At 71.4% G+C, this 24,287-nt stretch carries 26 protein-coding genes, 1 tRNA gene and 1 riboswitch; of the genes, 18 read left to right on the top strand and 9 right to left on the bottom strand.

What is annotated here, in order from left to right; all coding sequences use genetic code 11:
- Positions 1 to 52 precede the first annotated feature (52 nt).
- Positions 53 to 1,366 (bottom strand): PTS transporter subunit EIIC, encoded by a 1,314-nt coding sequence (locus tag Scani_RS30950; protein WP_159481064.1) that lies wholly within the window; start codon positions 1,364 to 1,366, stop codon positions 53 to 55.
- Between the two features lie 215 nt (positions 1,367 to 1,581).
- Here Scani_RS30950 and Scani_RS30945 point away from each other — a divergent pair, with 215 nt between their 5' ends.
- The 5 genes from Scani_RS30945 (at position 1,582) to rdgB (ending at position 4,111) form a co-directional block, all read left to right on the top strand.
- On the top strand, positions 1,582 to 1,821 hold the full coding sequence (locus Scani_RS30945; protein ID WP_208683897.1) for a PTS sugar transporter subunit IIB: 240 nt from the start codon (positions 1,582 to 1,584) through the stop codon (positions 1,819 to 1,821).
- A 98-nt stretch (positions 1,822 to 1,919) separates the two neighbouring features.
- On the top strand, positions 1,920 to 2,651 hold the full coding sequence (rph, locus tag Scani_RS30940; protein ID WP_159481063.1) for a ribonuclease PH: 732 nt from the start codon (positions 1,920 to 1,922) through the stop codon (positions 2,649 to 2,651).
- A 127-nt stretch (positions 2,652 to 2,778) separates the two neighbouring features.
- Positions 2,779 to 2,922: an SCO1431 family membrane protein gene (locus Scani_RS30935; RefSeq protein ID WP_159481062.1), complete on the top strand. Its 144-nt coding sequence runs from the start codon at positions 2,779 to 2,781 to the stop codon at positions 2,920 to 2,922.
- A 136-nt stretch (positions 2,923 to 3,058) separates the two neighbouring features.
- Complete coding sequence (locus Scani_RS30930) at positions 3,059 to 3,466, top strand: hypothetical protein (protein ID WP_159481061.1); 408 nt, start codon at positions 3,059 to 3,061, stop codon at positions 3,464 to 3,466.
- Between the two features lie 9 nt (positions 3,467 to 3,475).
- The gene (gene rdgB / locus Scani_RS30925) at positions 3,476 to 4,111 is read left to right on the top strand and encodes an RdgB/HAM1 family non-canonical purine NTP pyrophosphatase (protein ID WP_159481060.1); all 636 of its coding nucleotides are present in this window, start codon (positions 3,476 to 3,478) and stop codon (positions 4,109 to 4,111) included.
- A gap of 68 nt (positions 4,112 to 4,179) precedes the next feature.
- On the opposite strand, the gene Scani_RS30920 is transcribed toward rdgB, so the two are convergent.
- The 4 genes from Scani_RS30920 to Scani_RS30905 form a co-directional block, all read right to left on the bottom strand.
- Positions 4,180 to 4,254: transfer RNA gene (locus Scani_RS30920), tRNA-Leu, on the bottom strand.
- An 11-nt stretch (positions 4,255 to 4,265) separates the two neighbouring features.
- On the bottom strand, positions 4,266 to 5,132 hold the full coding sequence (locus Scani_RS30915) for an HNH endonuclease signature motif containing protein (RefSeq protein WP_159481059.1): 867 nt from the start codon (positions 5,130 to 5,132) through the stop codon (positions 4,266 to 4,268).
- A 10-nt stretch (positions 5,133 to 5,142) separates the two neighbouring features.
- On the bottom strand, positions 5,143 to 5,769 hold the full coding sequence (locus Scani_RS30910; protein WP_159481058.1) for an HNH endonuclease: 627 nt from the start codon (positions 5,767 to 5,769) through the stop codon (positions 5,143 to 5,145).
- A gap of 163 nt (positions 5,770 to 5,932) precedes the next feature.
- Positions 5,933 to 7,471, bottom strand: coding sequence for an MFS transporter (locus Scani_RS30905; protein WP_159481057.1), 1,539 nt, complete (start codon positions 7,469 to 7,471; stop codon positions 5,933 to 5,935).
- A 344-nt stretch (positions 7,472 to 7,815) separates the two neighbouring features.
- Here Scani_RS30905 and Scani_RS30900 point away from each other — a divergent pair, with 344 nt between their 5' ends.
- Both Scani_RS30900 and Scani_RS41850 read left to right on the top strand, forming a co-directional pair.
- Positions 7,816 to 8,322 (top strand): hypothetical protein, encoded by a 507-nt coding sequence (locus Scani_RS30900; protein WP_159481056.1) that lies wholly within the window; start codon positions 7,816 to 7,818, stop codon positions 8,320 to 8,322.
- Complete coding sequence (locus Scani_RS41850; RefSeq protein WP_159481055.1) at positions 8,322 to 9,593, top strand: sensor histidine kinase; 1,272 nt, start codon at positions 8,322 to 8,324, stop codon at positions 9,591 to 9,593. The genes Scani_RS30900 and Scani_RS41850 overlap by 1 nt, the downstream gene beginning before the upstream one ends.
- Here Scani_RS41850 and bcp read toward each other — a convergent pair.
- Positions 9,574 to 10,041: a thioredoxin-dependent thiol peroxidase gene (gene bcp / locus Scani_RS30890; RefSeq protein WP_159481054.1), complete on the bottom strand. Its 468-nt coding sequence runs from the start codon at positions 10,039 to 10,041 to the stop codon at positions 9,574 to 9,576. The genes Scani_RS41850 and bcp overlap by 20 nt on opposite strands.
- A 247-nt stretch (positions 10,042 to 10,288) precedes the next feature.
- Here bcp and Scani_RS30885 point away from each other — a divergent pair, with 247 nt between their 5' ends.
- From Scani_RS30885 to Scani_RS30875, 3 genes are all read left to right on the top strand, one after another.
- Positions 10,289 to 10,606 (top strand): DUF3618 domain-containing protein, encoded by a 318-nt coding sequence (locus tag Scani_RS30885; protein WP_159481053.1) that lies wholly within the window; start codon positions 10,289 to 10,291, stop codon positions 10,604 to 10,606.
- A gap of 154 nt (positions 10,607 to 10,760) precedes the next feature.
- Positions 10,761 to 11,063, top strand: a complete 303-nt coding sequence (locus Scani_RS30880) for a GroES family chaperonin (protein ID WP_048828920.1) — start codon at positions 10,761 to 10,763, stop codon at positions 11,061 to 11,063.
- Positions 11,064 to 11,215: 152 nt separating this feature from the next.
- A riboswitch (guanidine-III (ykkC-III) riboswitch) is annotated at positions 11,216 to 11,276 on the top strand.
- Between the two features lie 31 nt (positions 11,277 to 11,307).
- Positions 11,308 to 11,628 (top strand): DMT family transporter, encoded by a 321-nt coding sequence (locus tag Scani_RS30875; protein WP_159481052.1) that lies wholly within the window; start codon positions 11,308 to 11,310, stop codon positions 11,626 to 11,628.
- Positions 11,629 to 11,670: 42 nt separating this feature from the next.
- Here Scani_RS30875 and Scani_RS30870 read toward each other — a convergent pair whose 3' ends face one another.
- Positions 11,671 to 13,872, bottom strand: a complete 2,202-nt coding sequence (locus Scani_RS30870) for a transglycosylase domain-containing protein (protein ID WP_159481051.1) — start codon at positions 13,870 to 13,872, stop codon at positions 11,671 to 11,673.
- A gap of 288 nt (positions 13,873 to 14,160) precedes the next feature.
- Between Scani_RS30870 and Scani_RS30865 the strand changes: the two genes are divergently transcribed.
- The 4 genes from Scani_RS30865 (at position 14,161) to Scani_RS30850 (ending at position 17,639) form a co-directional block, all read left to right on the top strand.
- Entirely contained in the window at positions 14,161 to 14,958 is a 798-nt protein-coding gene (locus Scani_RS30865; protein ID WP_159481050.1) for an ABC transporter permease, read from the top strand.
- Positions 14,959 to 15,028: 70 nt separating this feature from the next.
- The gene (locus Scani_RS30860) at positions 15,029 to 15,793 is read left to right on the top strand and encodes an ABC transporter permease (RefSeq protein ID WP_246296456.1); all 765 of its coding nucleotides are present in this window, start codon (positions 15,029 to 15,031) and stop codon (positions 15,791 to 15,793) included.
- Positions 15,794 to 15,839: 46 nt separating this feature from the next.
- On the top strand, positions 15,840 to 16,946 hold the full coding sequence (locus Scani_RS30855; RefSeq protein WP_159481048.1) for an ABC transporter ATP-binding protein: 1,107 nt from the start codon (positions 15,840 to 15,842) through the stop codon (positions 16,944 to 16,946).
- Between the two features lie 9 nt (positions 16,947 to 16,955).
- Positions 16,956 to 17,639, top strand: coding sequence for a DUF1707 SHOCT-like domain-containing protein (locus Scani_RS30850; RefSeq protein WP_159481047.1), 684 nt, complete (start codon positions 16,956 to 16,958; stop codon positions 17,637 to 17,639).
- Positions 17,640 to 17,664: 25 nt separating this feature from the next.
- Here Scani_RS30850 and Scani_RS30845 read toward each other — a convergent pair whose 3' ends face one another.
- The gene (locus tag Scani_RS30845; protein ID WP_159481046.1) at positions 17,665 to 18,975 is read right to left on the bottom strand and encodes an SGNH/GDSL hydrolase family protein; all 1,311 of its coding nucleotides are present in this window, start codon (positions 18,973 to 18,975) and stop codon (positions 17,665 to 17,667) included.
- Between the two features lie 281 nt (positions 18,976 to 19,256).
- On the opposite strand from Scani_RS30845, the gene Scani_RS30840 reads away from it, so the two are divergent.
- From Scani_RS30840 to Scani_RS30825, 4 genes are all read left to right on the top strand, one after another.
- Positions 19,257 to 20,609, top strand: coding sequence for a DUF445 domain-containing protein (locus Scani_RS30840; protein ID WP_371872396.1), 1,353 nt, complete (start codon positions 19,257 to 19,259; stop codon positions 20,607 to 20,609).
- Positions 20,610 to 20,675: 66 nt separating this feature from the next.
- Complete coding sequence (locus tag Scani_RS30835; RefSeq protein WP_246296247.1) at positions 20,676 to 21,464, top strand: class E sortase; 789 nt, start codon at positions 20,676 to 20,678, stop codon at positions 21,462 to 21,464.
- Between the two features lie 32 nt (positions 21,465 to 21,496).
- On the top strand, positions 21,497 to 21,730 hold the full coding sequence (locus Scani_RS30830) for a DUF3311 domain-containing protein (RefSeq protein ID WP_159481045.1): 234 nt from the start codon (positions 21,497 to 21,499) through the stop codon (positions 21,728 to 21,730).
- Positions 21,727 to 23,304 (top strand): sodium:solute symporter family protein, encoded by a 1,578-nt coding sequence (locus Scani_RS30825; protein ID WP_159481044.1) that lies wholly within the window; start codon positions 21,727 to 21,729, stop codon positions 23,302 to 23,304. Before Scani_RS30830 ends, Scani_RS30825 begins: the two co-directional genes overlap by 4 nt.
- On the opposite strand, the gene Scani_RS30820 is transcribed toward Scani_RS30825, so the two are convergent.
- Positions 23,288 to 24,253, bottom strand: coding sequence for an SCO0930 family lipoprotein (locus tag Scani_RS30820; RefSeq protein ID WP_159481043.1), 966 nt, complete (start codon positions 24,251 to 24,253; stop codon positions 23,288 to 23,290). The two genes, Scani_RS30825 and Scani_RS30820, sit on opposite strands and share 17 nt — an antisense overlap.
- Positions 24,254 to 24,287 lie beyond the last annotated feature (34 nt).

The raw sequence follows: 24,287 nt of genomic DNA, 5'->3' as shown, positions 1-24,287 counted from the left end.
CGGAAGCGGTTACGGGACTTCCCGGCCTCCCCGTCTCCCTGCCGCCGTCCCCCTACTTCACGTTCTCCCGCTCCATCGCGTCCCCCACCTCGTCCGGCTCGCGGCCGGGCGTCGCCAGATGGAACTTCGTGATCACGAACCGGAAGAGGACGTAGTAGACCACCGCGAAACACAGGCCGATGGGAATGATCAGCCAGGGCTTGGTCGCCAGTCCCCAGTTGATGACGTAGTCGATCAGGCCCGCCGAGAAGCTGAAGCTGTCGTGCACCCCCAGCGCCCAGCTCACCGCCATCGACACACCCGTCAGCACGGCGTGGATCGCGTACAGCACCGGCGCCACGAAGAGGAACGAGTACTCGATCGGCTCGGTCACACCCGTCACGAACGAGGTCAGGCCGACCGACAGCATCATGCCCGCGATCTCCTTGCGGCGGTGCGGCTTGGCGCAGTGGGCGATCGCCAGCGCCGCGGCCGGCAGCGCGAACATCATGATCGGGAAGAACCCGGTGGTGAACTGGCCGGCAGTGGGGTCGCCCGCCAGGAACCGGTTGATGTCGCCGTGGGCGACCGTGCCGTCCGGCTTGGTGAAGCTGCCGAACTGGAACCAGACGAAGGTGTTCAGGAACTGGTGCAGGCCGATCACCAGCAATGCACGGTTGGCGACGCCGAAGAGCCCCGCGCCCCAGGACCCCAGTCCCGTCAGCCACTCGCTGAAGCTCGTCAGCGCGTCTCCGATCGGCTGCCAGACGAACAGGCACAGCACCGCGAACACCAGGCCGACGAAGGCCATGATGATGGGGACGAGCCGGCGGCCGTTGAAGAAGCCCAGCCAGTCCACCAGCTTCACCCGGTGGAAGCGCTGCCAGAGCCAGGCGGACAGGAACCCCATGACGATGCCGCCGAACACCCCCGGGTTCTGGAAGGAGGCCTGCGTCACGGTCAGCTTCCGGTCGACGCACACCCCGCTCCACAGGCCCGCCTGGGTGTACGTCTGGCCCGCGGCGCAGCCCGCCGGGAACGCGTGCATCACCGAGAAGTAGACGAGGAAGCCGGCCACCGCGGCCAGCGCCGTCGACCCGTCCGCCTTCTTGGCCATCCCGATCGCCACACCGATGCAGAACAGCAGCGGCAGCCCGAGCCCCGAATCCAGCAGCGCACCGCCCGCTGCCGCGAACACCTTGCCGACGGCGTCCCAGCCCAGCCCGTCCGCGCCGAACACATCCGGTTGGCCAAGACGGTTGAGAATTCCCGCAGCGGGCAGGACGGCAATCGGCAGCTGCAGACTGCGCCCCATTTTCTGCAGAGTCTGGAAGAGGTTCGACGCCCAGTTCCTCCTCGGTGCCGCCGCCGCTGCGTTCGAACTCATCCGTTCCTCCCGGCAGTCGGCCCGTCGGCAACCGACCTCGTGCTTGCCGCATACTGGTGGTGTAGACCACTCGTGGTGCGCACCGTTCCCGGCGTGCACTCCGATGATCGCCATCCTTCGTCAGACAGCGGACAAACGCCCACATAGTTGGGCTGAACGTGCGTTACGGTGTGAAAACCGCACGGCGGAACCGCCGGCGGCCGAGACAAGCAGGAGTGGACATGGCCAGCAAGGCTGAGAAGATCGTCGCCGGGCTCGGCGGACTCGACAACATCGAGGAGGTCGAGGGCTGCATCACCCGCCTCCGCACCGAGGTCGTCGACTCCTCCCTCGTCGACGAGGCCGCCCTCAAGGCCGCCGGCGCCCACGGCGTCGTCAAGATGGGCACCGCGATCCAGGTCGTCATCGGCACCGACGCGGACCCCATCGCCGCCGAGATCGAAGACATGATGTGAGCTGACGAGCCGGCCGCCAGGCCGCTCCCGAAGGCCCCGCCCCGGACGATCCACCGCCCCGGAGTGGGGCCCTCGCCATTCCCGATAGGGTCTACGCCATGTCTCGCATCGACGGCCGCACCCCCGAACAGCTCCGCCCGGTCACCATCGAACGCGGCTGGAGCAAGCACGCCGAAGGCTCCGTCCTCATCTCCTTCGGCGACACCAAAGTCTTCTGCACCGCCTCCGTCACCGAGGGCGTACCGCGCTGGCGCAAGGGCACCGGCGAAGGCTGGGTCACCGCCGAGTACTCGATGCTGCCGCGCTCCACCAACACCCGCGGCGACCGCGAATCCGTACGCGGCAAGATCGGCGGCCGCACCCACGAAATCAGCCGCCTCATCGGCCGCTCCCTGCGCGCCGTCATCGACTACAAGGCCCTCGGCGAGAACACCATCGTCCTGGACTGCGACGTCCTGCAGGCCGACGGCGGCACCCGCACCGCCGCCATCACCGGCGCCTACGTCGCCCTCGCCGACGCCATCGCCTGGGCCCAGGGCAAGAAGCTCATCAAGCACGGCCGCAAGCCCCTCACCGGCACCGTCTCCGCGGTCAGCGTCGGCATCGTCGACGGCACCCCGCTCCTCGACCTCTGCTACGAGGAGGACGTCCGCGCCGAGACCGACATGAACGTCGTCTGCACCGGCGACGGCCGCTTCGTCGAGGTCCAGGGCACGGCCGAGGCCGAGCCCTTCGCCCGCGAGGAGCTCAACGCCCTCCTCGACCTCGCCGTCGCCGGCTGCGCCGAACTCGACGAGGCCCAGCGGGCGGCGCTGGCCCGCACCCTCTGAGCCCACACCCGGAACGCCGGGGTCACAGGGGTCACAGGGGGAGGTCCCGCACACCTCCCCCTGTGACCCTTTTCTCATGGGACATCCGTCTCTGGAAAAGCCGCCGCGGCAGACGCAGTGTGGAGCCATGCCCACAACTGCCGTGACCGCCCCCCGCGTCCGCGCCCGCACCGGCGGGCCCCAGGACGACTCCCGGCTCCTGGAGCACCTCCTCGGCTGGACCCTCGTCGTCGTCCTCGCCATGCTGCTCACCCAGACCGGCCTCGTCTGACGGCGGCCTCCCCAGGGGCCGCCGGGCCGCTGGATGTCCGATCCTCGCCCCTGGCGGCGACGGCCGGGCAACCAAACCACGCCGCCCCGCGTTTCTTCCTTTGCCCGAGCATGACCCAAAGGGAAGGAACCGCACCATGGCCCCGCGCCCGCGCCGGCACCGTCGTCCCGTCACCACCGCACTCGCCGCGTTAGCCGCCGCCACCCTGGCGATACCGCTGCTCTCCGCCTGCGGAGCGGTCAACAAGGCCATGGACTGCGCCCACGCCGCCACCTCCGCCGTCAACGCCGTCGACAAGCTCCAGCAGGCCGCGGACAACGCCCTCACCGATCCGCAGAAGGCCGAGCAGGCCCTCGACAAGATCGACAGCAATCTGCAGAAGCTCAGCAAGGACGCGGACGACCCCGCGCTCTCCAAGGCCGTCGACAAGACGAACAACGGCATCAAGGCCGCCCGCAAGGCCCTCGACAACAACAAGGCCCCGGACATCCAGCCGATCGTCGACGGGACCAGTGAGATGACCAGGATCTGCACACCGGGATAATCCCTCCCCATGCAGCCTCAAACCGGTGGACGCCCCGCAAGCACCCGTCGCCTCATCCTCGCCACCCGCAACGCCGGCAAGGTCACCGAACTCCGGGCCATCCTGGAGGCCGCCGACCTCGACGTCGACCTCGTCGGCGCCGACGCCTACCCCGACGTCCCCGACGTCAAGGAAACCGGCGTCACCTTCGCCGAGAACGCCCTCCTCAAGGCTCACGCCCTTGCCCGGGCCACCGGCCACCCGGCCGTCGCCGACGACTCCGGCCTCTGCGTCGACGTCCTCGGCGGCGCGCCCGGCATCTTCTCCGCCCGCTGGGCCGGCCGGCACGGCGACGATCAGGCCAACCTCGCCCTGCTCCTCGCCCAGCTCTCCGACATCGCCGACGAACACCGCACCGCCCACTTCGCCTGCGCCGCGGCCCTCGCCCTCCCCGACGGCACCGAGCGCGTCGTCGAGGGCCGCCTCGAAGGAACCCTCCGCCACACCCCCGCCGGCACCGGCGGCTTCGGCTACGACCCCGTCCTCCAGCCCCTCGGCGACACCCGCACCTGCGCCGAACTGACCCCCACCGAGAAGAACGCCATCAGCCACCGCGGCCATGCCTTCCGGGCATTGGCACCGGTGGTGCGGGAGTTGTTGGGCTGAGGCGGCAGTCGGCCCGTGCGCACGAAAACGGCCTCCTCGTCCGATGACGGGGAGGCCGTACGCGTAGGTGGGCCCGGTGGGATTCGAACCCACGACACACCGGACCTAAACCGGCGCCCTCTTGCCAGCTGGGGTACGGGCCCGTGCGCCTACCTTACTGTGCCCGGCCGCGCGGCTGTGCGGGGACGGCTGAGTGCGCCGACCGGCACGAGAATGTCCTCGTCTGGCTGTGGCATGAGGGACACAGGTAGCGCAGGTTCGCCAGCCGGTTGTCCAGCCGGTCACCGTTGATGTGGTCGATCTCCAGGACGAGCCACTTGCCCTGCCAGGTGTCCCCGAGGCTGCACTCCGCGCACCGCCGGGGCACCTTCTTCTCCTCAAGGGCACGGCGTAACAACGTCGTCCTCTCTCGTCGGGAGCCCGGTTCGCGTTGTCGCAGGATGTGGTCGGCCGACCTGCGGTTCGGGGAAGGAATCCCCCGCCGGTGGCCCTGCCCTGTGAAGTGCTCGGTGGGCAGGCCGTAGGCCTCGATACTGCGTTTCACCGCTCGTCGGGAGGTGCCGTTGTCGGCCAGGGCGAGGCAGGAAAGGACTCCGGCCAGGCTTCGTGAGGTGGCCACGGCACGTTCCAGTTCACCGCGGGGGAGCAGGGAGGAGCCGGGCCGGCGGCAGGTGAAGTGAGAGGTGTCGATGCCGAATTGGTCCAGCTTCCTGCGGAGGTGCGTGTACGCGCTGTCGTACGGCGGAACCTCCATGTGGTCCAGCATGTCGCGGATGCTGTGGGACTGTGCGGCGGCTTCCGTGAGCAGCGCCTCGGTGTACGACCGGTGCTGACGGCGGGGGAGCGGCTCGTCGACGAAGTGCGCGGTGTCGATGCCGTGGTGCGCCAGCCGCATGCGCAGGTATCTGCGCGGACCGCTGCCCAACGGCGCGCCGAGCCGGCGCATCATGTCGACCAGACTGGTGGAGTCGGCGGCCGTACGGAGCAGCAGGTCGCGGTCGTAGGCGGGGCGCCGGGCCATGGGCAGGGTGTCACTTCCGCCGGGGCTTGCGGCCGCGGTATGTGTCGGTCACCGCATGGCAGTTGGGGCACAGTAAACGCACATTGGCCGGGCGGTTGTCCCACCAGTCACCGTTGAGATGGTCGACCTCCAGGCGCAGCGGCTTGCCGTTCCATTCCGCACCCGTGCCGCACATCGCACACCGCTCCGGAACTCCCCGGCGCAGCAGGTCCCTGCGCAGGCGCTCGCCGGAGGTGCGGCCGTCGGCCGGCGAGCCGAGAACCAGACGGTCGTGCCTGGTGGCTTTGGTCCGTGCGCGGGGCGGCGCGGCGGTGAAATGCGAGACGTCGAGGCGCAGTTCGGCGAGGCGGCGGCCGATGTGCGCTTGATTTCCCCCGACCGGGCTGATGCCGAGGCGGCGTACCACCTCGGCGATGCTGTGCGAGCAGGCGACCAGCTCACGAAGCCGGGCCTCGGTGTGCCGTACGCCAGGGACGGCGAAGTGCGCGGTGTCGATGCCTGTCTCCCGCATCCTTGCGCGCAGATAGCGTCTGCTGCCCGGCGTCGGTCTCCCGCCGAACCATCGCACGGCGTCGTCGAACGACGCGGAGGCGCGTGCGGCCTCCGCGAGCCGCTCGGGCGTGTACTTGACCGGCATGATTCCCCCCGTTCCGTGCAGCAGGCCCACCCCCATGCACGCCTCGAACGGAACAACGATCGAACGTGGGGCCGGTTACGGCAGGTGGTGGAAAAGGGAAGGCGGAAAGGCCGAGGGCCCCAGGGACGATCCCCGAGGCCCTCGACGCCGTGCGTGACGCAGGTCAGAAGCGTGGTTCCGGTGTTTGGGACTCGATGAGTTCGACGGCTTCTTCCTTGGTGGCGACGGAGGGCGGGGAGCCTTCGAGGGGCTGTTGGGCGGTCTCCTTCATGCAGGCCACGGCGATGACGCCGACGAGGGCGGCGCCCATCGTGTAGTAGGCGGGGACCATGACGTTCTGGTGGAAGGCGCCCATGAGGGCGGTGATCACCAGGGGGGTGGTGCCGCCGAAGAGGGAGACGGCCAGGTTGTAGCCGATGGAGAGGGAGCCGTAGCGGACGTTGGTGGGGAAGAGGGCCGGGAGGGCGGCGGACATGGTGCCCAACAGGCAGACCAGGGAGAGGCCGAGGAGGGCCATGCCGCCGATGACCGCGCCGAGGCTGCCCTGGTTGACCAGGAGGAAGGCCGGGATGGCGGTGATGAAGAAGCCGAGCATGCCGGCCATCAGGAGGGGCTTGCGGCCGTAGTGGTCGTTCAGTTTGCCGATGGTGCTGATGATGCACATCAGGGCGATCATCGTGCCGAGAAGGATCAGCAGACCGTGGGACTCCTCGTAGTGGAGGGTGTCCGTCAGGTACGTCGGCATGTACGACAGCAGCATGTAGTCGGTGATGTTGTACGCGCCGACCAGGGCGATGCACAGGATCAGGGTGGGCCACTGCTGGGCGAAGATCTCGCCGATCTTCTTCTTCGGGGCGTTCTCCGAGAGGTGGGAGAACTCGGCCTCGGCCTCCACGGCGGAGCCGGTGGCGCTGTGGGTGTGCGCGGCCTCGAACTTCTGGAAGGCGGGGGTCTCGTCGAGCTTGACCCGGAGGTAGAGACCCACCAGGCCGAGGGGACCGGCGATCAGGAAGGGCAGGCGCCAGGCCCAGCTGTTCATGGCGTCGTCGCCGAGGGTGGTGTTGAGCAGCAGCACGATGCCGGCGGCGCCGGTGTAGCCGATGAGGGTGCCCATCTCCAGGAAGCTGCCGAAGAAGCCGCGCTTCTTGTCGGGGGCGTACTCGGCGATGAAGGTGGAGGCGCCGCCGTACTCGCCGCCGGTCGAGAAGCCCTGGACCAGGCGGAAGAGGATGAGCAGGGCCGGGGACCAGAAGCCGATGGCGGCGTAGGACGGGATCAGGCCGATGCAGAAGGTGCCCAGCGCCATCATGATCATGGTGAGGGCGAGGACCTTCTTGCGGCCGACCCGGTCGCCGAGGGGGCCGAAGTAGGCGCCGCCGATGGGGCGTACGAGGAAGGCCACGGCGAAGGTCGCGAAGGACGACAGCAGGCTGGTGGTGTCGCTGCCGCCGGGGAAGAAGACCTTGCCGATGGTGACCGCGAGATAGCTGTAGATCCCGAAGTCGAACCATTCCATGGCATTGCCGAGCGCGGCGGCCTTCACTGCGCGCTTGACGATGCGCTCGTCGGTGACGGTGATGTCGGTGCGCCGCAGTTTGGGGTTCTTGCGCCGGGCGACGGCACGGAAGAGCACCCGGTGGCGCTTGAGCGCTTCCCGGTCCTGGTCGGGAGTGGGTTCTGCTTCGGTGCTGCCGGTCGGCACGAGGCGGTCCTCTCGGTCTGAACAGTGCGCGGTGCGCGGTGGGGATATACGACAGGTGCGCCTGCGCCGTGGGGGGAGGATCCAAACCACTCTGGGGCGAGGAATCGAGATACGTCACATGCGGCTGGGCCGTCCGGCACACCGGGTGGCTTCCGGCAGGTGCCGGGCGGGGTCCGCGCCAGAGGTGTGACAGGGCTTGTTACAGGACTGGTACACAGCCGAGCGGTCACCGCAGCGTTCGGGCAATCCCGCTGTGTCCGGGGGGCGGGAGAGTGGGGCACCGGGCGCGGCATTCGTGTGTGCTGGGCGGGGGTACGGGGCGTGGTCCCCGGGAGGAGATCGTGATGAGCGACCGCGAAGGGTCCCGCTGGGTCCGGGGGCGCACCGCTCTGGCGGCCTTTGTCGTGGTGACGGCGCTGGCGGCCGGCGGGGTGTGGTTCGGCCAGGCGTCGGACCGTGCCTCGGCGGTGGATGCCGCGCCGAAGACGTCGGCGGTGCAGGACGTGAAGGAGGACGCCAAGGAGCCGGGAGGGCTGCCGGGCGTCCGGGACTGCGGGGTCGGCAAGCGGGCGGTCAAGCCGCATGTGATCAGGTTGACCTGCGCGGACGAGGGGATGGTGGCGACCGCGATCCAGTGGAAGGTCTACGGGGCGCGGGAAGCGTACGGTGCGGGTGTGGTCCAGGTGGAGAAGACCGCCGCGGGGGCGGGCGGGGATGCGGGTTTTCCGGCGACCTTCCGGCTCTATGGTCCGAAGCCGGTCGACGGCACGGTGCTGTTCACCGGCCTCGAAGTGACGTACGAGGGCTCGACGCCGCTCGGTGACACGACGGAGATGTACAACCTCGCGTGATGGGCATTCGAGGCCGGATCGCCCTGGCCATTTCGTGTATGACGGCGCTGGCCGTGGTGGTGCTCGGGTTCGCGGTGCATCACATAGCGGATGCCGAGCGCGAGCGGTCGGCGCGGGCGTATCAGGACGACCGCCTGAGTTCGGCGCTGCAGATCTACGAGCGGGACGGCACGCTCGCGCTGGGCGCGAAGCTGGACGATTCGACGCTGCCGTCGCCGTTGCGCGGCGCGGTGTTCCACAAGCGGTCGGGGACGTATGTCAGCGGCGGCGAGGACCCGCGGGTGTGGGCGGCGACCGGGGTCGGCGACAGCGGCGAGAGCGCGCCGACGCGGACGCTGTCGGTCTCGGCGGCGTATCCGGACGACGATCCGGCGCAGCTGGCGCTGAACCGGGCGCTGCTGATCGCGGGGTGCGGCACGGTCGTGCTGATGGCGGTGGTGTCGTGGTTCGTCGCGCAGCGGCTGTCGCGGCGGCTGCGGCTGAGTGCGGCGGCGGCCCGGCGGATCGCGGCGGGGGAGGCGCCGGACGCGGATGCGCTGGCGAGTCATGGCCGCGACGAGGTGGCCGAGTTGGGCCGGAGCGTGCACCACATGGCGACGTCGCTGGCGGCCCGGGTGGAGGCGGAGCGGGAGTTCACCGCGGATGTGGCGCACGAGCTGCGGACGCCGGTGGCCGGTCTGGTGGCGGCCGCGGAGCTGCTGCCGCAGCAGCGGGCGGTGGAGCTGGTGCGGGACCGGGCGCAGGCGATGCGGCGGCTGGTGGAGGACCTGCTGGAGGTCTCGCGGCTGGACGCGGGGGTGGAGCGGGCCGATCTGGACGCCTGCGAGCTGCCGTCGCTGGTGCGCGGGATCGTGCAGCGGGCGGCGCGCCAGCGCGGGGTGGACGAGGTGTCGGTGAGCGTGGAGGGGGAGCCGCGGATCGTGGAGACGGACCGGCGGCGGGTGGAGCGGGTGCTGGTGAACCTGCTGGCGAACGCGGCCAAGCACGGCAGGCCGCCGATCGAGGTGGTGGTCGCGGGGTCGCGGATCGTGGTGCGCGATCACGGTCCGGGCTATCCGGCGGACCTGTGTGCGGAGGGGCCGCGGCGGTTCCGTACGGCGGCGCCGGAGCGGGGGACCGGGCACGGTCTGGGGCTGACGATCGCGGCCGGGCAGGCGGATGTGCTGGGGGCGCGGCTGGACTTCGGCGCCGCCGCGGACGGCGGCGCCGAGGCCGTGCTGGAGCTGCCGGACCGGGTGGGGACCCCGTGTCCTACAGCGCCAGGTCCTTGATGATCTTGGCGACATGGCCGGTGGCCTTGACGTTGTAGAGGGCGCGCTCGACCTTGCCCTCTTCGTCGAGGACGACCGTGGAGCGGATGACGCCGGTGACGGTCTTGCCGTAGAGCTTCTTCTCGCCGAAGGCGCCGTATGCCGTGAGGACCTGCTTGTCGGGGTCGCCGAGGAGGGTGACCTTCAGGTCTTCCTTCTCCCGGAACTTGGCGAGCTTCTCCGGCTTGTCGGGGGAGATGCCGATGACGTCGTAGCCGTGGCCGGCCAGGAAGTCGAGGTTGTCGGTGAAGTCGCAGGCCTGCTTGGTGCAGCCGGGGGTCAGGGCGGCCGGGTAGAAGTAGACGATGACCTTGCGGCCCCGGTGGTCGGCGAGCGAGACCTGCTTGCCGTCCGCGTCGGGCAGGGTGAAGGCGGGCGCGGTGTCGCCGGGCTGCAGTCGCTCGCTCATGACTCTCCTTAGCGTGGGTCCGTACGCCCCTGAAGCGTGGGTCCGTACGCCCCCGACATTAGCCAGCCGGAGCCCGGAGCGGTGCCGGGGGCGTCTCGGGGGGCGAAACGGGGGTGCTGTGGGGCGCAGGGGGGTGTGAGCTGACAGACTGTCCATCACGAATCGGCAGCCGGCCGGCTGGCGGTTCCGTACGGGGCCTCGTGCCCGGCCCTCGTACGCATCGGCGCGAGACGACGGAGGCAGCGCGGTGGCGGAAGCCAGGACCCCGGCGCAGATCGAGACGGACATCGTCCGCAGGCGGCAGGAGCTCGCCGTCACGCTCGACGAGATCGGTGTGCGGCTGCACCCGAAGACGATCATGGATGACGCGAAGGCCAGGGCCGCGGCGGCCGTGGACCGTACGGCGGGGCGGGCGTACGTGGCCGCCAACCGGGCGATCTCGGACGTGCGGGCCCAGTTGGTGTCGGAGGACGGGGCACCGCGGCTGGAGCGGATCGTTCCGGTGGCGATGGTCGGCGTGGCCGTCGTCGGTCTGCTGACGCTGCGCGCCAGGCGGCGCCGCTGAGACGGGTGGGCCGGACGGCGTACCGGCCGCCGGTGAGCCGTCCGGGGCCGGGCCCGGGGCGGCCCGCGGTGCGTGCCGGGCGGCGCCGGGCAGGTACGGTCATGCCGTGAGCCCGAATAACGCCAAGGACACCCACGACAAGCTGCCGATCCGGATGCTGCACGACCGTGTGCTGGTCCGGACGGACATCCCCGAGGGCGAGCGCCGCTCGTCGGGGGGCATCGTCATTCCCGCGACCGCGGCGGTCGGCCGTCGCCTGGCCTGGGCCGAGGTGGTGGCGGTCGGGCAGAACGTGCGGACCGTCGAGGTGGGCGACCGGGTGCTGTACGACCCGGAGGACCGGGCCGAGGTCGAGGTGCGCGGGGTGGCGTACGTGCTGATGCGCGAGCGCGATCTGCATGCGGTGGCCGCGGAGCGGCTGGAGGGCGCGGAGGACGCGACCGGGCTGTACCTGTAGCCCCTTCCGCGGCTCCCCACGGCGCATCGCGGCGCCCTCGGCGGCGGCCCGGCGGCAGAGCGGCAGCGTGGAGCCCGTGGCTCCCTGAACTCCGGCCCCGGCGCGGGCCCGGCGGGCGGTGACCGGGGTCACCGCCCGTTTCGCTGCCCTTTGCTAGCCTCGGGAAGCACCCGACGAGACGCGCCGTACCGGGTCAGGACAAGACGACGCACCCCTGTTGAAGCTCTTTCACGGAGGTGCCGTCATGGCATGGATCCTGCTCCTGGCCGCCGGACTGCTGGAGGTGGGCTGGTCGGTCGGGATGACGTACACCGACGGCTTCACCCGGCTGTGGCCCAGCGTGTTCACCGGCGCGGGCATCGTCGCCAGCATGCTGCTGCTCTCGTACGCGGCCCGGACCCTGCCGATCGGCACCGCCTACGGCGTGTGGGTCGGCATCGGGGCGGCCGGTGCGGCGGTGCTCGGCATGACGGTGCTCGGCGAACCGGCCACCGCGGCCCGGATCTTCTTCATCTGCCTGCTGCTGGTCGCGGTGGTCGGTCTCAAGGCGACCTCGGGGCACTGAGGGCAGCGGGCGGGACGCCGTAGCGGCCCGCGCCCGGGGCGGCTATCCGCCGCCCCATCTCCACCGCAGCCGCTGTTCCAGGTCGTCGCTCTGGGGCTCGAACGTCGGGGTGTCGTTGGTGGGCTCGGCGGTCGGGGTGGGCTCGGACGGCGAGGTGGGGGTGGGCGGCTGTCCGGTGGGCCCGGTCGGGGCGCCGGGGGTCGGCGTGGGGACGGTGGGGGAGTCGCTCGGCCCGTCGGACGGCGAGCCCGAGACGCTGGGCGAGGCCGAGTCGCTGCCGGACGGCGAGGGCGACACCGACTCCGCGCCCTCCTCCAGCCGCAGGTCGAAGCCGCGGACCGGGCGTCCCTTCAGCGCGGCCGCGGTGTAGTCGGCCCAGATCTGGGCGGGGTAGTCGCCGCCGTTGACCCGCGCCAGGCCACCGGCGCCGTAGAGGGGCTCCTGCGCGGCGCTCTCCGGGTTCTGGCCGAGCACCGCGACGACGGTGGCGAGGTCGGGGGTGTAGCCCGCGAACCACGCGGCCTTGTCCTTTTCGGCGGTGCCCGTCTTGCCGGCCGCGGGCCGTCCGGCGCCCTGGGCGGCGGTGCCGGTGCCGCCGTCGACGACGCTGCGCAGGATCGAGGTGGTGGTGTCGGCGGCGGTCCGCGGGACGGCGGTGGTCTCCTCGCGCTCGGGCAGCTCGATGTCCTCCTCGCTCTTGGTGACCTTGTCGACCAGGGTGTACGGCCGGTGGGTGCCGTGGTGGGCGAGGGTGGCGTAGACCTGGGCCATGTCCAGGACGCTGGGAGTGGCGGTGCCCAGCGAGATCGCGCCCTGGGACGAGGCGAGGCTGGGGGTGCCGGCGGGGATGCCCAGGTCGACGGCGGTGGCCTTGACCTTGGCGGGGCCGACGTCGATGCCCATCTGCGCGTAGACGGCGTTGACGGACTTGTCGGTGGCCTCGGTGACGGTGATCGGGCCGTAGGAGCGGTCGTCCTCGTTGGCGGGCGCGAAGCCGGTGGAGCGGCCGTGACTGACCGTCATCCGCTTGTTGGTGCCGTCGTAGACGGTGTTCGGGGTGATCCGGGCGCCGTCCTGGGTGGTGGAGTCGTTCTGTACGGCGGAGGCGAAGACGATCGGCTTGAAGGTGGAGCCGACCTGGTAGTCGCTGCGGGTGGCGCCGTTGACGAACTGTTTGGCGTAGTCGATGCCGCCGTAGAGGGCGACGACCCGGCCGCTGGCGGGGTCGATGGAGGCGCCGCCGGCCCGGACGTAGCGGTCGACCTTCCGGGAGTCGTCGAGGCGGTCCATCAACCGGGTGTCGACCGCTTTGACGAAGGCGTTCTGGCGCTTCTTGCTGATGGTGGTGGTGATGCGGTAGCCGCCGGCCCGCAGGGTGTCCTCGTCGAGGATCTTGTGGTCGACGAGGTAGTCCTTGACCGTCTCGACGAGGTAGCCGCGCTGGCCGGACAGGCCCGCCGAGGGCTTGGCGGGCCGGGGCATGGGGAACTCCAGCGCGGCCCGGTCGGCCTGGCTGAGCCACTTCTGCTTCACCATGCCGTCCAGGACGTAGTTCCAGCGCGCCAGTACCCGCGCACGGTTCGCGGGGCGGGCGCTGATGTCGTAGGCGCTGGGGGCGTTGAGGAGGGTGGCGAGGTAGGCGCCCTGGGCGCAGGTCAGCTGCTCCGCGTTGCGGCCGTAGTAGGACTGGGCGGCGGCCTGGATGCCGTAGGCGTTGCGGCCGTAGTAGCTGGAGTTGAGGTAGCCCTCCAGGATGTTGTCCTTGCTCACCTCGCGGTCCAGTTTGATGGCGATGAAGAATTCCTTGGCCTTGCGGGTGACGGTCTGTTCCTGGCCGAGGTAGTAGTTCTTCACGTACTGCTGGGTGATGGTGGAGCCGGACTGCTTGCCCTTGCCGGTCACGGTGTTCCAGGCGGCGCGGAGCATCGCGGCGGGATCGACCGCGGACTCGGAGTAGAAGTCGCGGTCCTCGGCGGCGAGCACGGCCTGCTGGACGGATTTCGGGACCTGGCTGAGGGTGACGTTCTGCCGGTTGATCTCGCCGTCGCGGGCCAGCTCGGAGCCGTCGGAGTAGAGGTAGACCGTGCTCTGGGCCTTGGCGGCGCTGTTGGCGGGCGGGATCCCGACGAGCAGATAGCCGGCGACCAGGCCGCCGACGATGAGCAGCAGGAACAGCAGCATGGTGCCCAGCACCGTGCGCCAGGTGGGGAGGACACGGCGCCAGCCTGTGCGTTGTGCGCTCATGTGGGTAAGGACTCCTCGGCCGCCGCCGAAGGTTGTACTGCGGCGGTCGTGTCGTGTCGGGGGTTTCGCGCGGAACGCCGCAAGAGCAACTGCCCGCCCGTTGGGAAACTCTCGCATCCTGGGCCCCGGTCAGACGGGGTGGCGCGCACCGAAGTCCGCCAGCTGACCGGCCGAACGGCGCCCATGCCTCACCCGAAGCGGTGATAAAGCGATGGCGGGTTGCCGCGCCCGGGGCCTAGGCTCCGGTGCTTTGGCCGTCCGACACTACGGGGCTGGGGGAAGAGCGTCGTGTGGTACATCGCGGTGGCGGCCGGCAGCTTCCGGCGGTACGCCACCTATCGCATCGCCACCGTGGCGGGCGTGTTCACCAACACCGTCTTCGGCTTCATCGTCGCCTTCACGTACATCGCGCTGTGGGACGAGCGGCCGCATCTGGGCGGCTACGACCAGGCGCAGGCGCTGGCCTTCGTGTGGACCGGGCAGGCGCTGCTGGCCACCACGGGGCTGATGGGCGGCGGCGGCCTGGACGAGCTGCAGGAGCGGATCCGTACCGGCGACATCGCGGTGGACCTCTACCGGCCCGCGGATCTGCAGCTGTGGTGGCTCGCCGCGGATCTGGGGCGGGCCGGGCTGCAGCTGATCGGGCGCGGGGTGGTGCCGATGGCGGTGGGCGCGCTGGCCTTTCCGCTCGCGCTGCCCGGCGATGCGCCGACCTGGGGCGGCTTTCTGCTGTCGGTGCTGCTCGGGGTGCTGGTCAGCTTCACGCTGCGGTATCTCGTCGCCCTGGCGTCGTTCTGGCTCCTCGACGGTGCGGGGCTCGCCCTGATCAGCGGCCTGGCCTGCATGTTCTTCTCGGGGATGCTGTTGCCGCTGCGGGTCTTCCCCGGCGCGCTGGGCGAGGTCGCCCAGTTGCTGCCCTGGGCGGCGATCCTGCAGGTGCCGGCCGATGTGCTGGTGGGTGCGCGCAGTGGCGGCGCGGTGCTCGGGGGTCTGGTGTTCCAGGCCGCGTGGGCGGTGGCGCTGCTGGCGCTGGGGCGGCTGGTGCAGTCGGCGGCGACCCGCAAGGTGGTGGTGCACGGTGGCTAGACCGGGGGACCGGACCGACGGCGGGGGCCGCATCGCGCAGGGGCTCCTGGCGTACGGGCTGATCGTGCGGATGTGGGTGCGCTCCGCCCTCGCCTACCGGGCCTCGTTCCTGATGATGGCGTTCGGCAACTTCGCGGCCAACGCGCTGGACTTCGTCGCGATCATGCTGATGTTCTCGCGGATCGACGCCCTCGGCGGATTCTCGCTGCCCGAAGTGGCCTTCCTGTACGGCACGTCCGGAGTGTCGCTGGGCCTGGCGGATCTGCTGCTGGGCAGCATCGAGGGGCTGGGCCGGCGGGTGCGGGACGGCACCCTCGACGTCCTGCTGCTGCGCCCCGCCCCGGTCTTCGCGCAGGTCGCGGCGGACCGTTTCGCGCTGCGCAGGCTGGGCCGGCTCACCCAGGCGCTGCTGGTGCTCGGCTGGTCGCTGCCCCGGCTCCCGGTGGACTGGACGGTGGGCCGGGTGCTGATGGTGCCGCTGATGGCGGTGTGCGGAGCGGCCATCTTCGCGGCGGTCTTCACGGCGGGCGCCGCCTTCCAGTTCTGGGCGCAGGACGCGGCCGAGGTGCAGAACTCCTTCACCTACGGCGGCAACGCGATGCTGCAGTACCCGCCGACGGTGTTCGCCAAGGAGCTGGTGCGCGGGGTCACCTTCCTCGTCCCGCTGGCCTTTGTGAACTGGCTGCCCGCCCTGCGGCTGCTGGGCCGCCCCGATCCGCTGGGCCTGCCGGGCTGGGTGGACTTCCTGGGGCCCGTGGTGGCGGCGCTGATGTGTACGGGGGCCGGGCTGGCGTGGCGGCTGGGGCTCCGGGCCTACCGGAGCACCGGCAGTTGACGCGGCATCGAGGGGCGACCGCAACAGGGACGACGGAGGAGGACGGGTGAGCAGCGACAGTGCCGGGGCGGAGCCGCTGATCGAGGTGGACGGCCTGGAGAAGGTCTTCTCGGTGCGGCGCAAGGCGGGCCGGCTGCGGCGGGTGCGGCAGGAGGTCCGGGCCGTGGACGGCATCTCCTTCCAGGTGCCGCGCGGCGAGATGGTCGGCTACATCGGCCCGAACGGTGCCGGGAAGTCCACCACCATCAAGATGCTGACGGGCATTCTGGTGCCCAGCGGCGGCCGGCTGCGGATCGCGGGCATCGACCCCTCGCCCGGCTCCCGGCTCCGCTCCCGGGCTCCCGGCGACGCCCGAACCGGGGGGTCCGCGCTGCGCAGGGGGCACCCCGACCGCGAGCGGACCCGGCTCGCCCGCCGGATCGGGGTGGTCTTCGGGCAGCGCACCACCCTGTGGTGGGACCTGCCGCTGAAGGACTCCTACGAGCTGGTGCGGCGGATGTACCGGGTTCCGGATGCCGTCTACCGCGCCAACCTGGAGCGCTGTGTCGAGCTGCTGGACCTGGGCCCGCTGCTGGCCGTACCGGTACGGCAGTTGTCGCTGGGGCAGCGGATGCGCGGCGATCTCGCGGCGGCGCTGCTGCACGACCCCGAGGTGCTGTATCTCGACGAGCCGACCATCGGCCTCGACGTGGTCAGCAAGGCGAAGGTGCGCGAGTTCCTGCGCGAGGTGAACGCCGAGCGGGGCACCACGGTCCTGCTGACCACGCACGACCTCACCGACATCGAGCAGTTGTGCCGCCGGGTGATGGTCATCGACCACGGCCGGCTGGTCTACGACGGGGGGCTCGACGGGCTGCGGGCGGCCGGTGCCGGTGAGCGGACGCTGGTGGTGGACCTGGAGCGGCAACTGCCCCCGATCGAGGGTGTACCGGGCGCCCGTACGGTCAAGGTGGACGGGCCCCGGCAGTGGCTGGCGTTCCCGGCGTCGCAGAGCGCGGCGCCGCTGGTCGCGGCGGTCGCCGCGCGCTATCCGCTGGTGGACCTGTCGGTGCGCGAACCGGACATCGAGGCCGTGATCGCCGAGCTGTACGCGAGCAGCCGGAAGCGGCCGGATACCGGACAATGCGGGGGCAACGCGAGCCGCGCCCTCTAATGTGTCCGTATGACTGAAGACCTCCCGGAATTGCGCGCTTCCGACGCCGACCGCGAGCGGGTCGTGGAGATCCTGCGGGATGCCGTCGCGGAAGGGCGGCTGGCGATGGAGGAGTTCGACGAGCGGCTCGATGCGGCCTACCGGGCCCGCACCTACGGGGAGTTGGAGCCGCTCACCGCCGATCTGCCGGTGGCCGCCGCGGGTTCGGCCCCGCTGTCGCTGCGCAAGGAGGGCGCGGCGCCGACGCTCTGGGCGGAGCGGATCGTGGACGGCGCGCGGGGGTCCGCGGCCGGCCTCGCCGTGATGAGCGGCTTCCAGCGCAAGGGCCGGTGGACGATCGGGCGCCGCTTCACCGCGGTCTGCCTCATGGGCGGCGGCGAGATCGATCTGCGCGAGGCGGACTTCGCCGGGCCCGAGATCGTCATCAGCTGCTGGGCGGTCATGGGCGGGGTCAACATCGTGGTGCCGCCGGGCGTCGACGTCGAGGTGCGCGGCCTGGGCATCATGGGCGGTTTCGACTCGCGCGAGGACGGGGTGCCGGGCGAGCCCGGTGCGCCCCGCGTGATCGTCACCGGGCTGGCGCTGATGGGCGGCGTCGGCGTCGAGCGCAAGCTGCTCAAGGCCGAGAAGCGGCGCCTGAAGGAGGAGGAGCGCCGCCGCCTGGAGCCCCACCCGCGCAAGGAGGGGGACTGAGGCGGCGGCGCCTGCTCCGTTCGCGTTACAGCGCGGCGGGCGCGGCCAGCTTGAGGTGGGCGAGGTTCACCGCGTCGGCCATCGCCCGGAAGCCCTCGTCGCTCGGGTGGAGATGGTCGCCCGAGTCGTAGGAGGGCCGCAGCCGCACCGGCATCGACGGGTCGCGCAGCGCCTTGTCGAAGTCCACGACCTCGTCGTAGACGGTGCCGGAGCGGATGATGTGGTTGACCCGTTCGCGCACCGAATTCAGCAGGGTGGAGTAACCGCGGTGCCCCCCGAACGGGGTAAGGGTGCTGCCGGTGACGCGCAGCCCGCGGGCGTGCGCCTGGCGGACGATCTCCCGCATCCCCGCGACGATCTTCTGCGGGTCGAGCTGGCGCGGGGTCTTGAACAGGTCGTTCAGACCGATCTCGACGATCACTGCCTTCACACCGGTGCGTGACAGCGCATCGCGCTCCAGGCGGGACAGCACGCTGGGCCCGTTGTTCGGGGAGAACCGGGAGCCGTTGACCAGCAGGCGGTTGCCGCTGATGCCCTGGTTGAGGACGCCGTAGCGGGGCGCGCCCGGCTCGTTGCGCAGCCTGGCCGCGAGGAAGTCCGTCCAGCGGTGGTTGGCGCCCGCGGTGGAGGTGATGCCGTCGGTGATCGAGTCGCCGATCGCCACGACCGAGCCGCGGGCCTGGGTGCTCCACACGTCCACACCGGTCAGGTAGCGCCAGTACGGGCTCTGCTCGGTGTAGGCCGCGCCGGTGGCGTCCTCGGCCCGGTCGCCGCGCGCCAGGTAGGAGGTCTGCCGGGCGTACGGGTGGTAGGTGGCGGGCCCCGAGGGGGACGGGGAGTACGTGGTGACCAGCAGGTCCGCGTCGCCGGGCACCTTCAGCCGGGTCGGGTCGCTGGTGACCGCGCCGCCCGCCGGGATGGTCACCGCGGGCTTGCCGTTGAAGGACAGCCGCCGCATGGTGCCGTCGGCGGCCGTGGGGTTGCTGGGGGCCGCGGCCAGCGCCAGGGTGGCATGGCTCACCACCAGCGGGCGGGTGCCGTAGAGGTTGGAGAGCTGGATGCGGACGCCCGCGCCGCCGACGCTGGTGTGCACGACATTGCGTATCGACATCCCCGCGTAGCCGTTCAGGGTGCCGGGCTCGGCCGCCGCCGCGGCCGCCGACCAGGTGCCGACCCACTGCCCGGAGACCGCCGGCGCGGCCGGGTCGCGTGGCTTGTGCGAGGAACTGCCGAGCCCGCCGTCGTCGCCGCCGAAGCCGACGAATATCGCGGTCGAGATCAGCACCACCACTGCCGCCAGACCGGCGAGCAGGGAGTAACCCACACTTTTCTTCATGCGGGAGGGGTCTCCTGGGTAAAGCGGAGCTGCACGCTCCGGGCGGGCAAGGGCAGCGGATGATCAGCGGCACCGTTGCGGTCCGATCGGTCTCTCATGATCCCACGGACCTCCGGGGCGCCGCCCGGCGCCCCGCTCGATGCCTCCCTGGCATGGACGCGGGGAACTCGTGGTTCGTTCCAGGAGTAGGTCACAGTGGGATATACGGCCGGACCGGCGGCCGGTCTGCGGAGCCGGCCGGTCCGGATGGAGGCGGGGGCACGGTGGGAGCGGTGGAGCGGATGGAACGCACAAACGCGGACATGGCGCCGGATGCGGAACGGGCGTCGGCGCCGGGCGTGGCGCCGGCGGGCCGGCCCGCACCGGCCGGCGGCTTCGCCTACGGCGCCGCCGACGAGGAGCGGCGGCGCGCCGTACGCCGGATGAAGACGCTGGCCACCGGCCTGCTGCTGGCCGTCGCACTGGTCTACGTCCTGGCGAAGTGGGCCGGGGCGTCCGGGGCGGGCGGCTGGACCGGGTTCGTCGCGGCGGCCGCGGAGGCCGGGATGGTCGGCGCGCTGGCCGACTGGTTCGCGGTCACCGCGCTGTTCAAGCGGCCGATGGGGCTGCCGATTCCGCACACCGCGATCATTCCCACCAAAAAGGACCAACTGGGGCAGAGTCTGGGTGATTTCGTCGGCGAGAACTTCCTCTCCGGCGAGGTCGTCCGCCGTCGGCTGCGCTCGGTCGGCATCGGCCGCAGGGTCGGCGGCTGGCTCGCCGAGCCCCGGAACGCCGACCGGGTCACCGCCGAGGTCTCCACGGCGCTGCGCGGCGCGCTGACCGTGCTGCGCGACTCCGATGTGCAGGCGGTGGTCGGCGAGGCCATCACCCGCCGCGCCGACGCCCAGGAGATCGCGCCCGGGATCGGCACGATGCTGGAGAAGATCGTCGCCGAGGGCGGCCACAAGCGGGTGGTGGACCTGCTCGTCGCCCGCGTCCACGACTGGCTGGTCGAACACGGCGACTCCGTGATGAGCGCGGTCTCCGGCGGCGCGCCCGGATGGACCCCGCGGTTCGTCGACCGCAAGGTGGGCGACCGGGTCTACAAGGAGCTGATGCGCTTCGTCACCGAGATGCGGGACATGCCCGAGCACCCGGCGCGCGGCGCCATCGACCGCTTCCTGCGGGACTTCGCGGACGACCTGCAGTCCGACCCGGCGACCCGGGCCAAGGTCGAGCGGCTGAAGTCCGAGGTGCTGGGGCGCGGCGAGGTGCAGGACCTGATCGCCTCGGCCTGGGGCTCGGTGCGCGCGATGATCGTCGCCGCGGCCGAGGACGAGCGCAGCGAACTGCGGCTGCGGGTACGGGCGGCGCTGCTGTCCCTGGGCCGGCGGCTGTCCGACGAGAAGCGGCTGCAGGAGAAGGTGGACGGCTGGCTGGAGGGCGCGGCCGTCTATGTGGTGACGACCTATCAGAGCGAGATCACCTCCCTGATCACCGACACCGTCGCCGGCTGGGACGCCGAACACACCTCGAAGAAGATCGAGGCGCACATCGGCCGGGATCTGCAGTTCATCCGGATCAACGGCACCGTCGTCGGCGCCCTGGCCGGACTGGCCATCTACGCCGTCTCGCAGGCCTTCGGCGGCTGACCCCCGGTCCGGGGCCGGGCGTGCGCGCCTCTGGTGGCTTCGGCCCGCAGGGCTTACGGTGCCCGCGTGCGGGAGCGGATACCGGTGGTCGTACAGGGGCGACGGACCCGTCGCTCCCGTGCCGCGCGGGCGCTGTGGACGGGTGCGGAGCTGGCCGTGACGCTCGGCGCCGTCCTGCTGCTCCTCGTCGTCCACCAGCTGTGGTGGACGAACCGTCAGGCGCAGCACGCGGCGGACGACCAGGTGGACCGGCTGGAGCGGCAGTGGGACGCCCGGGCGCCGTCACCCGCCGCGCCCCCGGCGCCCGGTGACGACGAGGGAGCGGCGGCGCGGACCGGGCGGGGCGGCCCGTCGCCCGGCACCTCCGCCCGCCGCGCCGCCGGCCGGTCCCCGGCGCCGCCGCGGAACCGGGCGTACGCGGTCCTGCGCATCCCGCGGATCGGTCTCACCGCCCCGGTCGCCGAGGGCGTCGGCAAGGCCGCGGTCCTCAACAAGGGCTATGTCGGCCACTATCCGCACAGCGCCCAGCCCGGCGAGGCCGGCAATGTCGCACTGGCCGGGCACCGCAACACCCACGGCGAGCCGTTCCGCCGCCTGGACCGGCTGCGCACCGGCGACACCGTCCTCCTCGACACCGCCGGGGCCCGCTACACCTATGTGGTCCGGCGCACCCTGCCGCGGACCACACCCGCCGACGGCACCGTCCTCGCCGCCGTCCCGTACAGCAGCGTGCACCCCGCCCAGCGCTTCACGGCGCCGGGCGCCTATCTGACCCTGACGACCTGTACGCCGGAGTACACCTCGGCCTACCGGCTGGTGGTCTGGGGCGTGTTGCGGTCGACACAGTCACGGTGAGGGCCGCCGCGCGTCGCCTAGGCTCTCGCCCCGTGCGAAACGACACCTCCCCAGGGCGGGCCCCGGGTTCGAGAAAGCGCCCCGCGCTGCTGTGGCTGCTGCTGCCGTATGTGCTCTTCCTGGCGGTGCTGCCGCTGGTGAACCGGGTGACACCGACGGTGCTCGGCCTGCCGTTCCTGTTCTTCTGGATGCTCGTGGCGACGCTGGCGACACCGCTGGCGGTGTGGCTGGCGCGGCGCGCCGACCTCAAGCGGGGCCGGGGATGAACGCCACCGTTTCCACCGCCGTCTTCGGCGTCTTCATGGTGCTCACCGTCGCCCTCGGCCTGCTCGCGGTGCGCGGCCGCGGTTCCGGCGGGGGACTCGCCGAGTGGTCGGTGGGCGGCCGGAGCCTGGGGACCGTCTTCATCTGGGTGCTGATGGCCGGTGAGAGCTACACGAGCTTCAGCTACCTCGGCGCGGCCGGCTGGGGCTACAACTTCGGCGCCCCGGTGCTCTACGTCCTGGCCTACATGTCCTGCGGCTATGCGCTCGGGTACGTCGTCGGGCCGATGCTGTGGTCCTACGCCCGCCGGCACCACCTGGTCGGGATCACCGACATGGTGGCGCACCGCTACCGGGCGCCCTGGCTCGGCGCCGCCGTCGCCCTGCTGGCCACCGTCTGCCTGCTGCCGTACATCCAGCTGCAGATCACCGGCATGGGCGTGGTCGTCTCGACCATCTCCTACGGTGCCATCAGCCTCAACTGGGCCTATTTCATAGCCTTCGCCGTCACCACGGGCTTCGTCGTGATCAGTGGGCTGCGCGGCAGTGCCTGGGTGTCGGTGCTCAAGGACGTCCTCGTCATCGGCACCCTCGGCTTCCTCGCGGTCTATGTGCCGCTGCACTACTTCGACGGCTACGGGCCGTTCCTGCACAAAATCGTCGCCGAGCGGCCGCAGTGGCTGACCTTCCCGGGCCATGCGTCGGGCGGACTGGGCCCGGTCTGGTTCGTCACCACCACCGTCGTCAACTCCCTCACGGTGGTGATCTTCCCGACGACCGTGGCGGGCTATCTGGGTGCCCGCAACGCCGAGGTGCTGCGCCGCAACGCCCTCTACCTCCCGTTCTACAACGTGCTGTTGTTCGTGCCGATGCTGCTGGGGATGGCCGCGCTGTTCGTGGTGCCCGGGCTGGTGGGCGCGGACTCCAATCTCGCGCTGTTCAAGCTGGTGGTGGACTCCCTTCCGGCCTGGGCCGTGGGGCTGATCGGGGTGGCCGCCGCCCTCTCCTCCATCGTGCCGATGGCCGTGTTCATGCTGGTCATCGGCACGATGTGGGGGAGGAGCGTGCTGGGGGCGCGCTCGGTCCCCGGCGAAGGGGAGGCCGGGGAGGCTGCCGGGGACGGAGGGCGGCGGACGGCGGGCGGGCGGCAGAAGCTGTGGTCGCAGCTGGTCGTGGTGGTGGCCGGGGCGCTGGCGCTGGCGCTGACCTACACCGCCCCCGACACCCTCGTCCGACTCTCCTTGATCTCGTACGAGGGCATGGCACAGCTCGTGCCGATGCTGCTGCTGGGGCTGGTGTGGCGACGGCTGACGCTCCGCGCCGCGGTGAGCGGCCTGGTGGCGGGCTTTGCGCTCGTCTGTGTCCTGGTCTTCGGGGGACACGACCCGGTCTGGGGGATGAACGCGGGGCTCGTCTCGCTCGCCGTGAACGTGGCGGTGGCGCTTGGGGTCACCTGGCTGGGGCCGCGCGATACGGACGAGAGGCCGGACGCCGAGGTGCTGGCGCTGGACGACGAGTTTCCCCGGGACGGTGCGGGCTCGCAGGGCGGGACGGCCGGCCCTACGGCGTCGTCGTGATCTTCTTGCCCTCCTTGGAGACCGCGAACCACAGGCCCATCTTGCCCTGGCCGTTGATGTCACCGGGCTGCTTGTCGCCGGTGAACCAGTAGACGGGCCAGCAGTCGACGGCCAGCTGACGGGTGCCGTCGGGGCGGGTGACGGTGGAGATGAGCTTGGGGGCGATGCCGTTGAGCTTGGAGCGGTCGGCCGGCTTGGCGGGCTTCCAGGTGTCCAGGCAGGCGTCGTTGCAGCCGAACTTCATCGGCCAGGCGCTGTCCTTGTTGAAGCGGTAGAGGGTGCGGCCCTGGCCGTCGACGAGGAGCGAGCCGAGCTGGGGGTGGTCGAACACCGAGACGTCGCCGGGCTTCTGGGTGCCGGCCTTCTTGCCGTCGGCGGCCAGCGCGTTCCAGGTGCCGCCCACGCCCTGGCCCTTGGTGTCGCCGGGCTTGGTGTCCTTGGCGTAGCGGTAGGCGGGCCAGCCGCCGATGGTGAGCTGCTTGGTGCCGTCGGCGCGGGTGACCGAGCCCAGCTTGCTCTTGTCGATGCCGGCCGGGGCGCTGGCACCGTCGGAGGGGACCACCGGCCAGGTGGTGGCGCAGGAGCCGGAGCAGTTGGACTTGGACGGGTCCGCGGTGTCCTTGTCGAAGCGGTAGAGGGTCATGCCCTTGGAGTCGGTGACGACCGGGCCGAGCTCGGTGTCCTGGTGCAGGGCCAGTGTGCCGGCGCTGACGGCCTGCGGGGCCTTGCCGCCGTTGTCGCCGCCCGCCTGGCCGCCGTAGCCGCCGGCGGAGCCCGAACCTGAGCCCGAGGAGCCGTAGCCGTAGTCGCTGGTGCCCTGGCCGGCGGGCTGGACGTTGTCGGTGGTGGGGGTACCCGCGCTCTGGTTGCCGCTGCTGCCGCAGGCGGCGGTCAGGGCCAGGGTCGCGACCGCCGTGGCCGCGAGACCCGCACGACGTCGAGTGATCATGATGTCTCCTCTGTCGGGTGGTGGTTCCGTCGCT

This window comes from Streptomyces caniferus (assembly GCF_009811555.1).
GTDB lineage: Bacteria > Actinomycetota > Actinomycetes > Streptomycetales > Streptomycetaceae > Streptomyces > Streptomyces caniferus.
This window is presented reverse-complemented; position numbering and strand designations above follow the sequence as displayed.

Coding starts and splice junctions, on each gene's coding strand:
- Scani_RS30950 (WP_159481064.1), bottom strand. CDS start 1,366: ATGAGTTCGAACGCAGCGGCGGCGGCACCGAGGAGGAACTGGGCGTCG.
- rph (WP_159481063.1), top strand. CDS start 1,920: ATGTCTCGCATCGACGGCCGCACCCCCGAACAGCTCCGCCCGGTCACC.
- Scani_RS30935 (WP_159481062.1), top strand. CDS start 2,779: ATGCCCACAACTGCCGTGACCGCCCCCCGCGTCCGCGCCCGCACCGGC.
- Scani_RS30930 (WP_159481061.1), top strand. CDS start 3,059: ATGGCCCCGCGCCCGCGCCGGCACCGTCGTCCCGTCACCACCGCACTC.
- rdgB (WP_159481060.1), top strand. CDS start 3,476: ATGCAGCCTCAAACCGGTGGACGCCCCGCAAGCACCCGTCGCCTCATC.
- Scani_RS30915 (WP_159481059.1), bottom strand. CDS start 5,132: ATGGCCCGGCGCCCCGCCTACGACCGCGACCTGCTGCTCCGTACGGCC.
- Scani_RS30910 (WP_159481058.1), bottom strand. CDS start 5,769: ATGCCGGTCAAGTACACGCCCGAGCGGCTCGCGGAGGCCGCACGCGCC.
- Scani_RS30900 (WP_159481056.1), top strand. CDS start 7,816: ATGAGCGACCGCGAAGGGTCCCGCTGGGTCCGGGGGCGCACCGCTCTG.
- Scani_RS41850 (WP_159481055.1), top strand. CDS start 8,322: ATGGGCATTCGAGGCCGGATCGCCCTGGCCATTTCGTGTATGACGGCG.
- bcp (WP_159481054.1), bottom strand. CDS start 10,041: ATGAGCGAGCGACTGCAGCCCGGCGACACCGCGCCCGCCTTCACCCTG.
- Scani_RS30880 (WP_048828920.1), top strand. CDS start 10,761: ATGCTGCACGACCGTGTGCTGGTCCGGACGGACATCCCCGAGGGCGAG.
- Scani_RS30875 (WP_159481052.1), top strand. CDS start 11,308: ATGGCATGGATCCTGCTCCTGGCCGCCGGACTGCTGGAGGTGGGCTGG.
- Scani_RS30870 (WP_159481051.1), bottom strand. CDS start 13,872: ATGAGCGCACAACGCACAGGCTGGCGCCGTGTCCTCCCCACCTGGCGC.
- Scani_RS30860 (WP_246296456.1), top strand. CDS start 15,029: ATGTGGGTGCGCTCCGCCCTCGCCTACCGGGCCTCGTTCCTGATGATG.
- Scani_RS30850 (WP_159481047.1), top strand. CDS start 16,956: ATGACTGAAGACCTCCCGGAATTGCGCGCTTCCGACGCCGACCGCGAG.
- Scani_RS30845 (WP_159481046.1), bottom strand. CDS start 18,975: ATGAAGAAAAGTGTGGGTTACTCCCTGCTCGCCGGTCTGGCGGCAGTG.
- Scani_RS30840 (WP_371872396.1), top strand. CDS start 19,257: ATGGAACGCACAAACGCGGACATGGCGCCGGATGCGGAACGGGCGTCG.
- Scani_RS30825 (WP_159481044.1), top strand. CDS start 21,727: ATGAACGCCACCGTTTCCACCGCCGTCTTCGGCGTCTTCATGGTGCTC.
- Scani_RS30820 (WP_159481043.1), bottom strand. CDS start 24,253: ATGATCACTCGACGTCGTGCGGGTCTCGCGGCCACGGCGGTCGCGACC.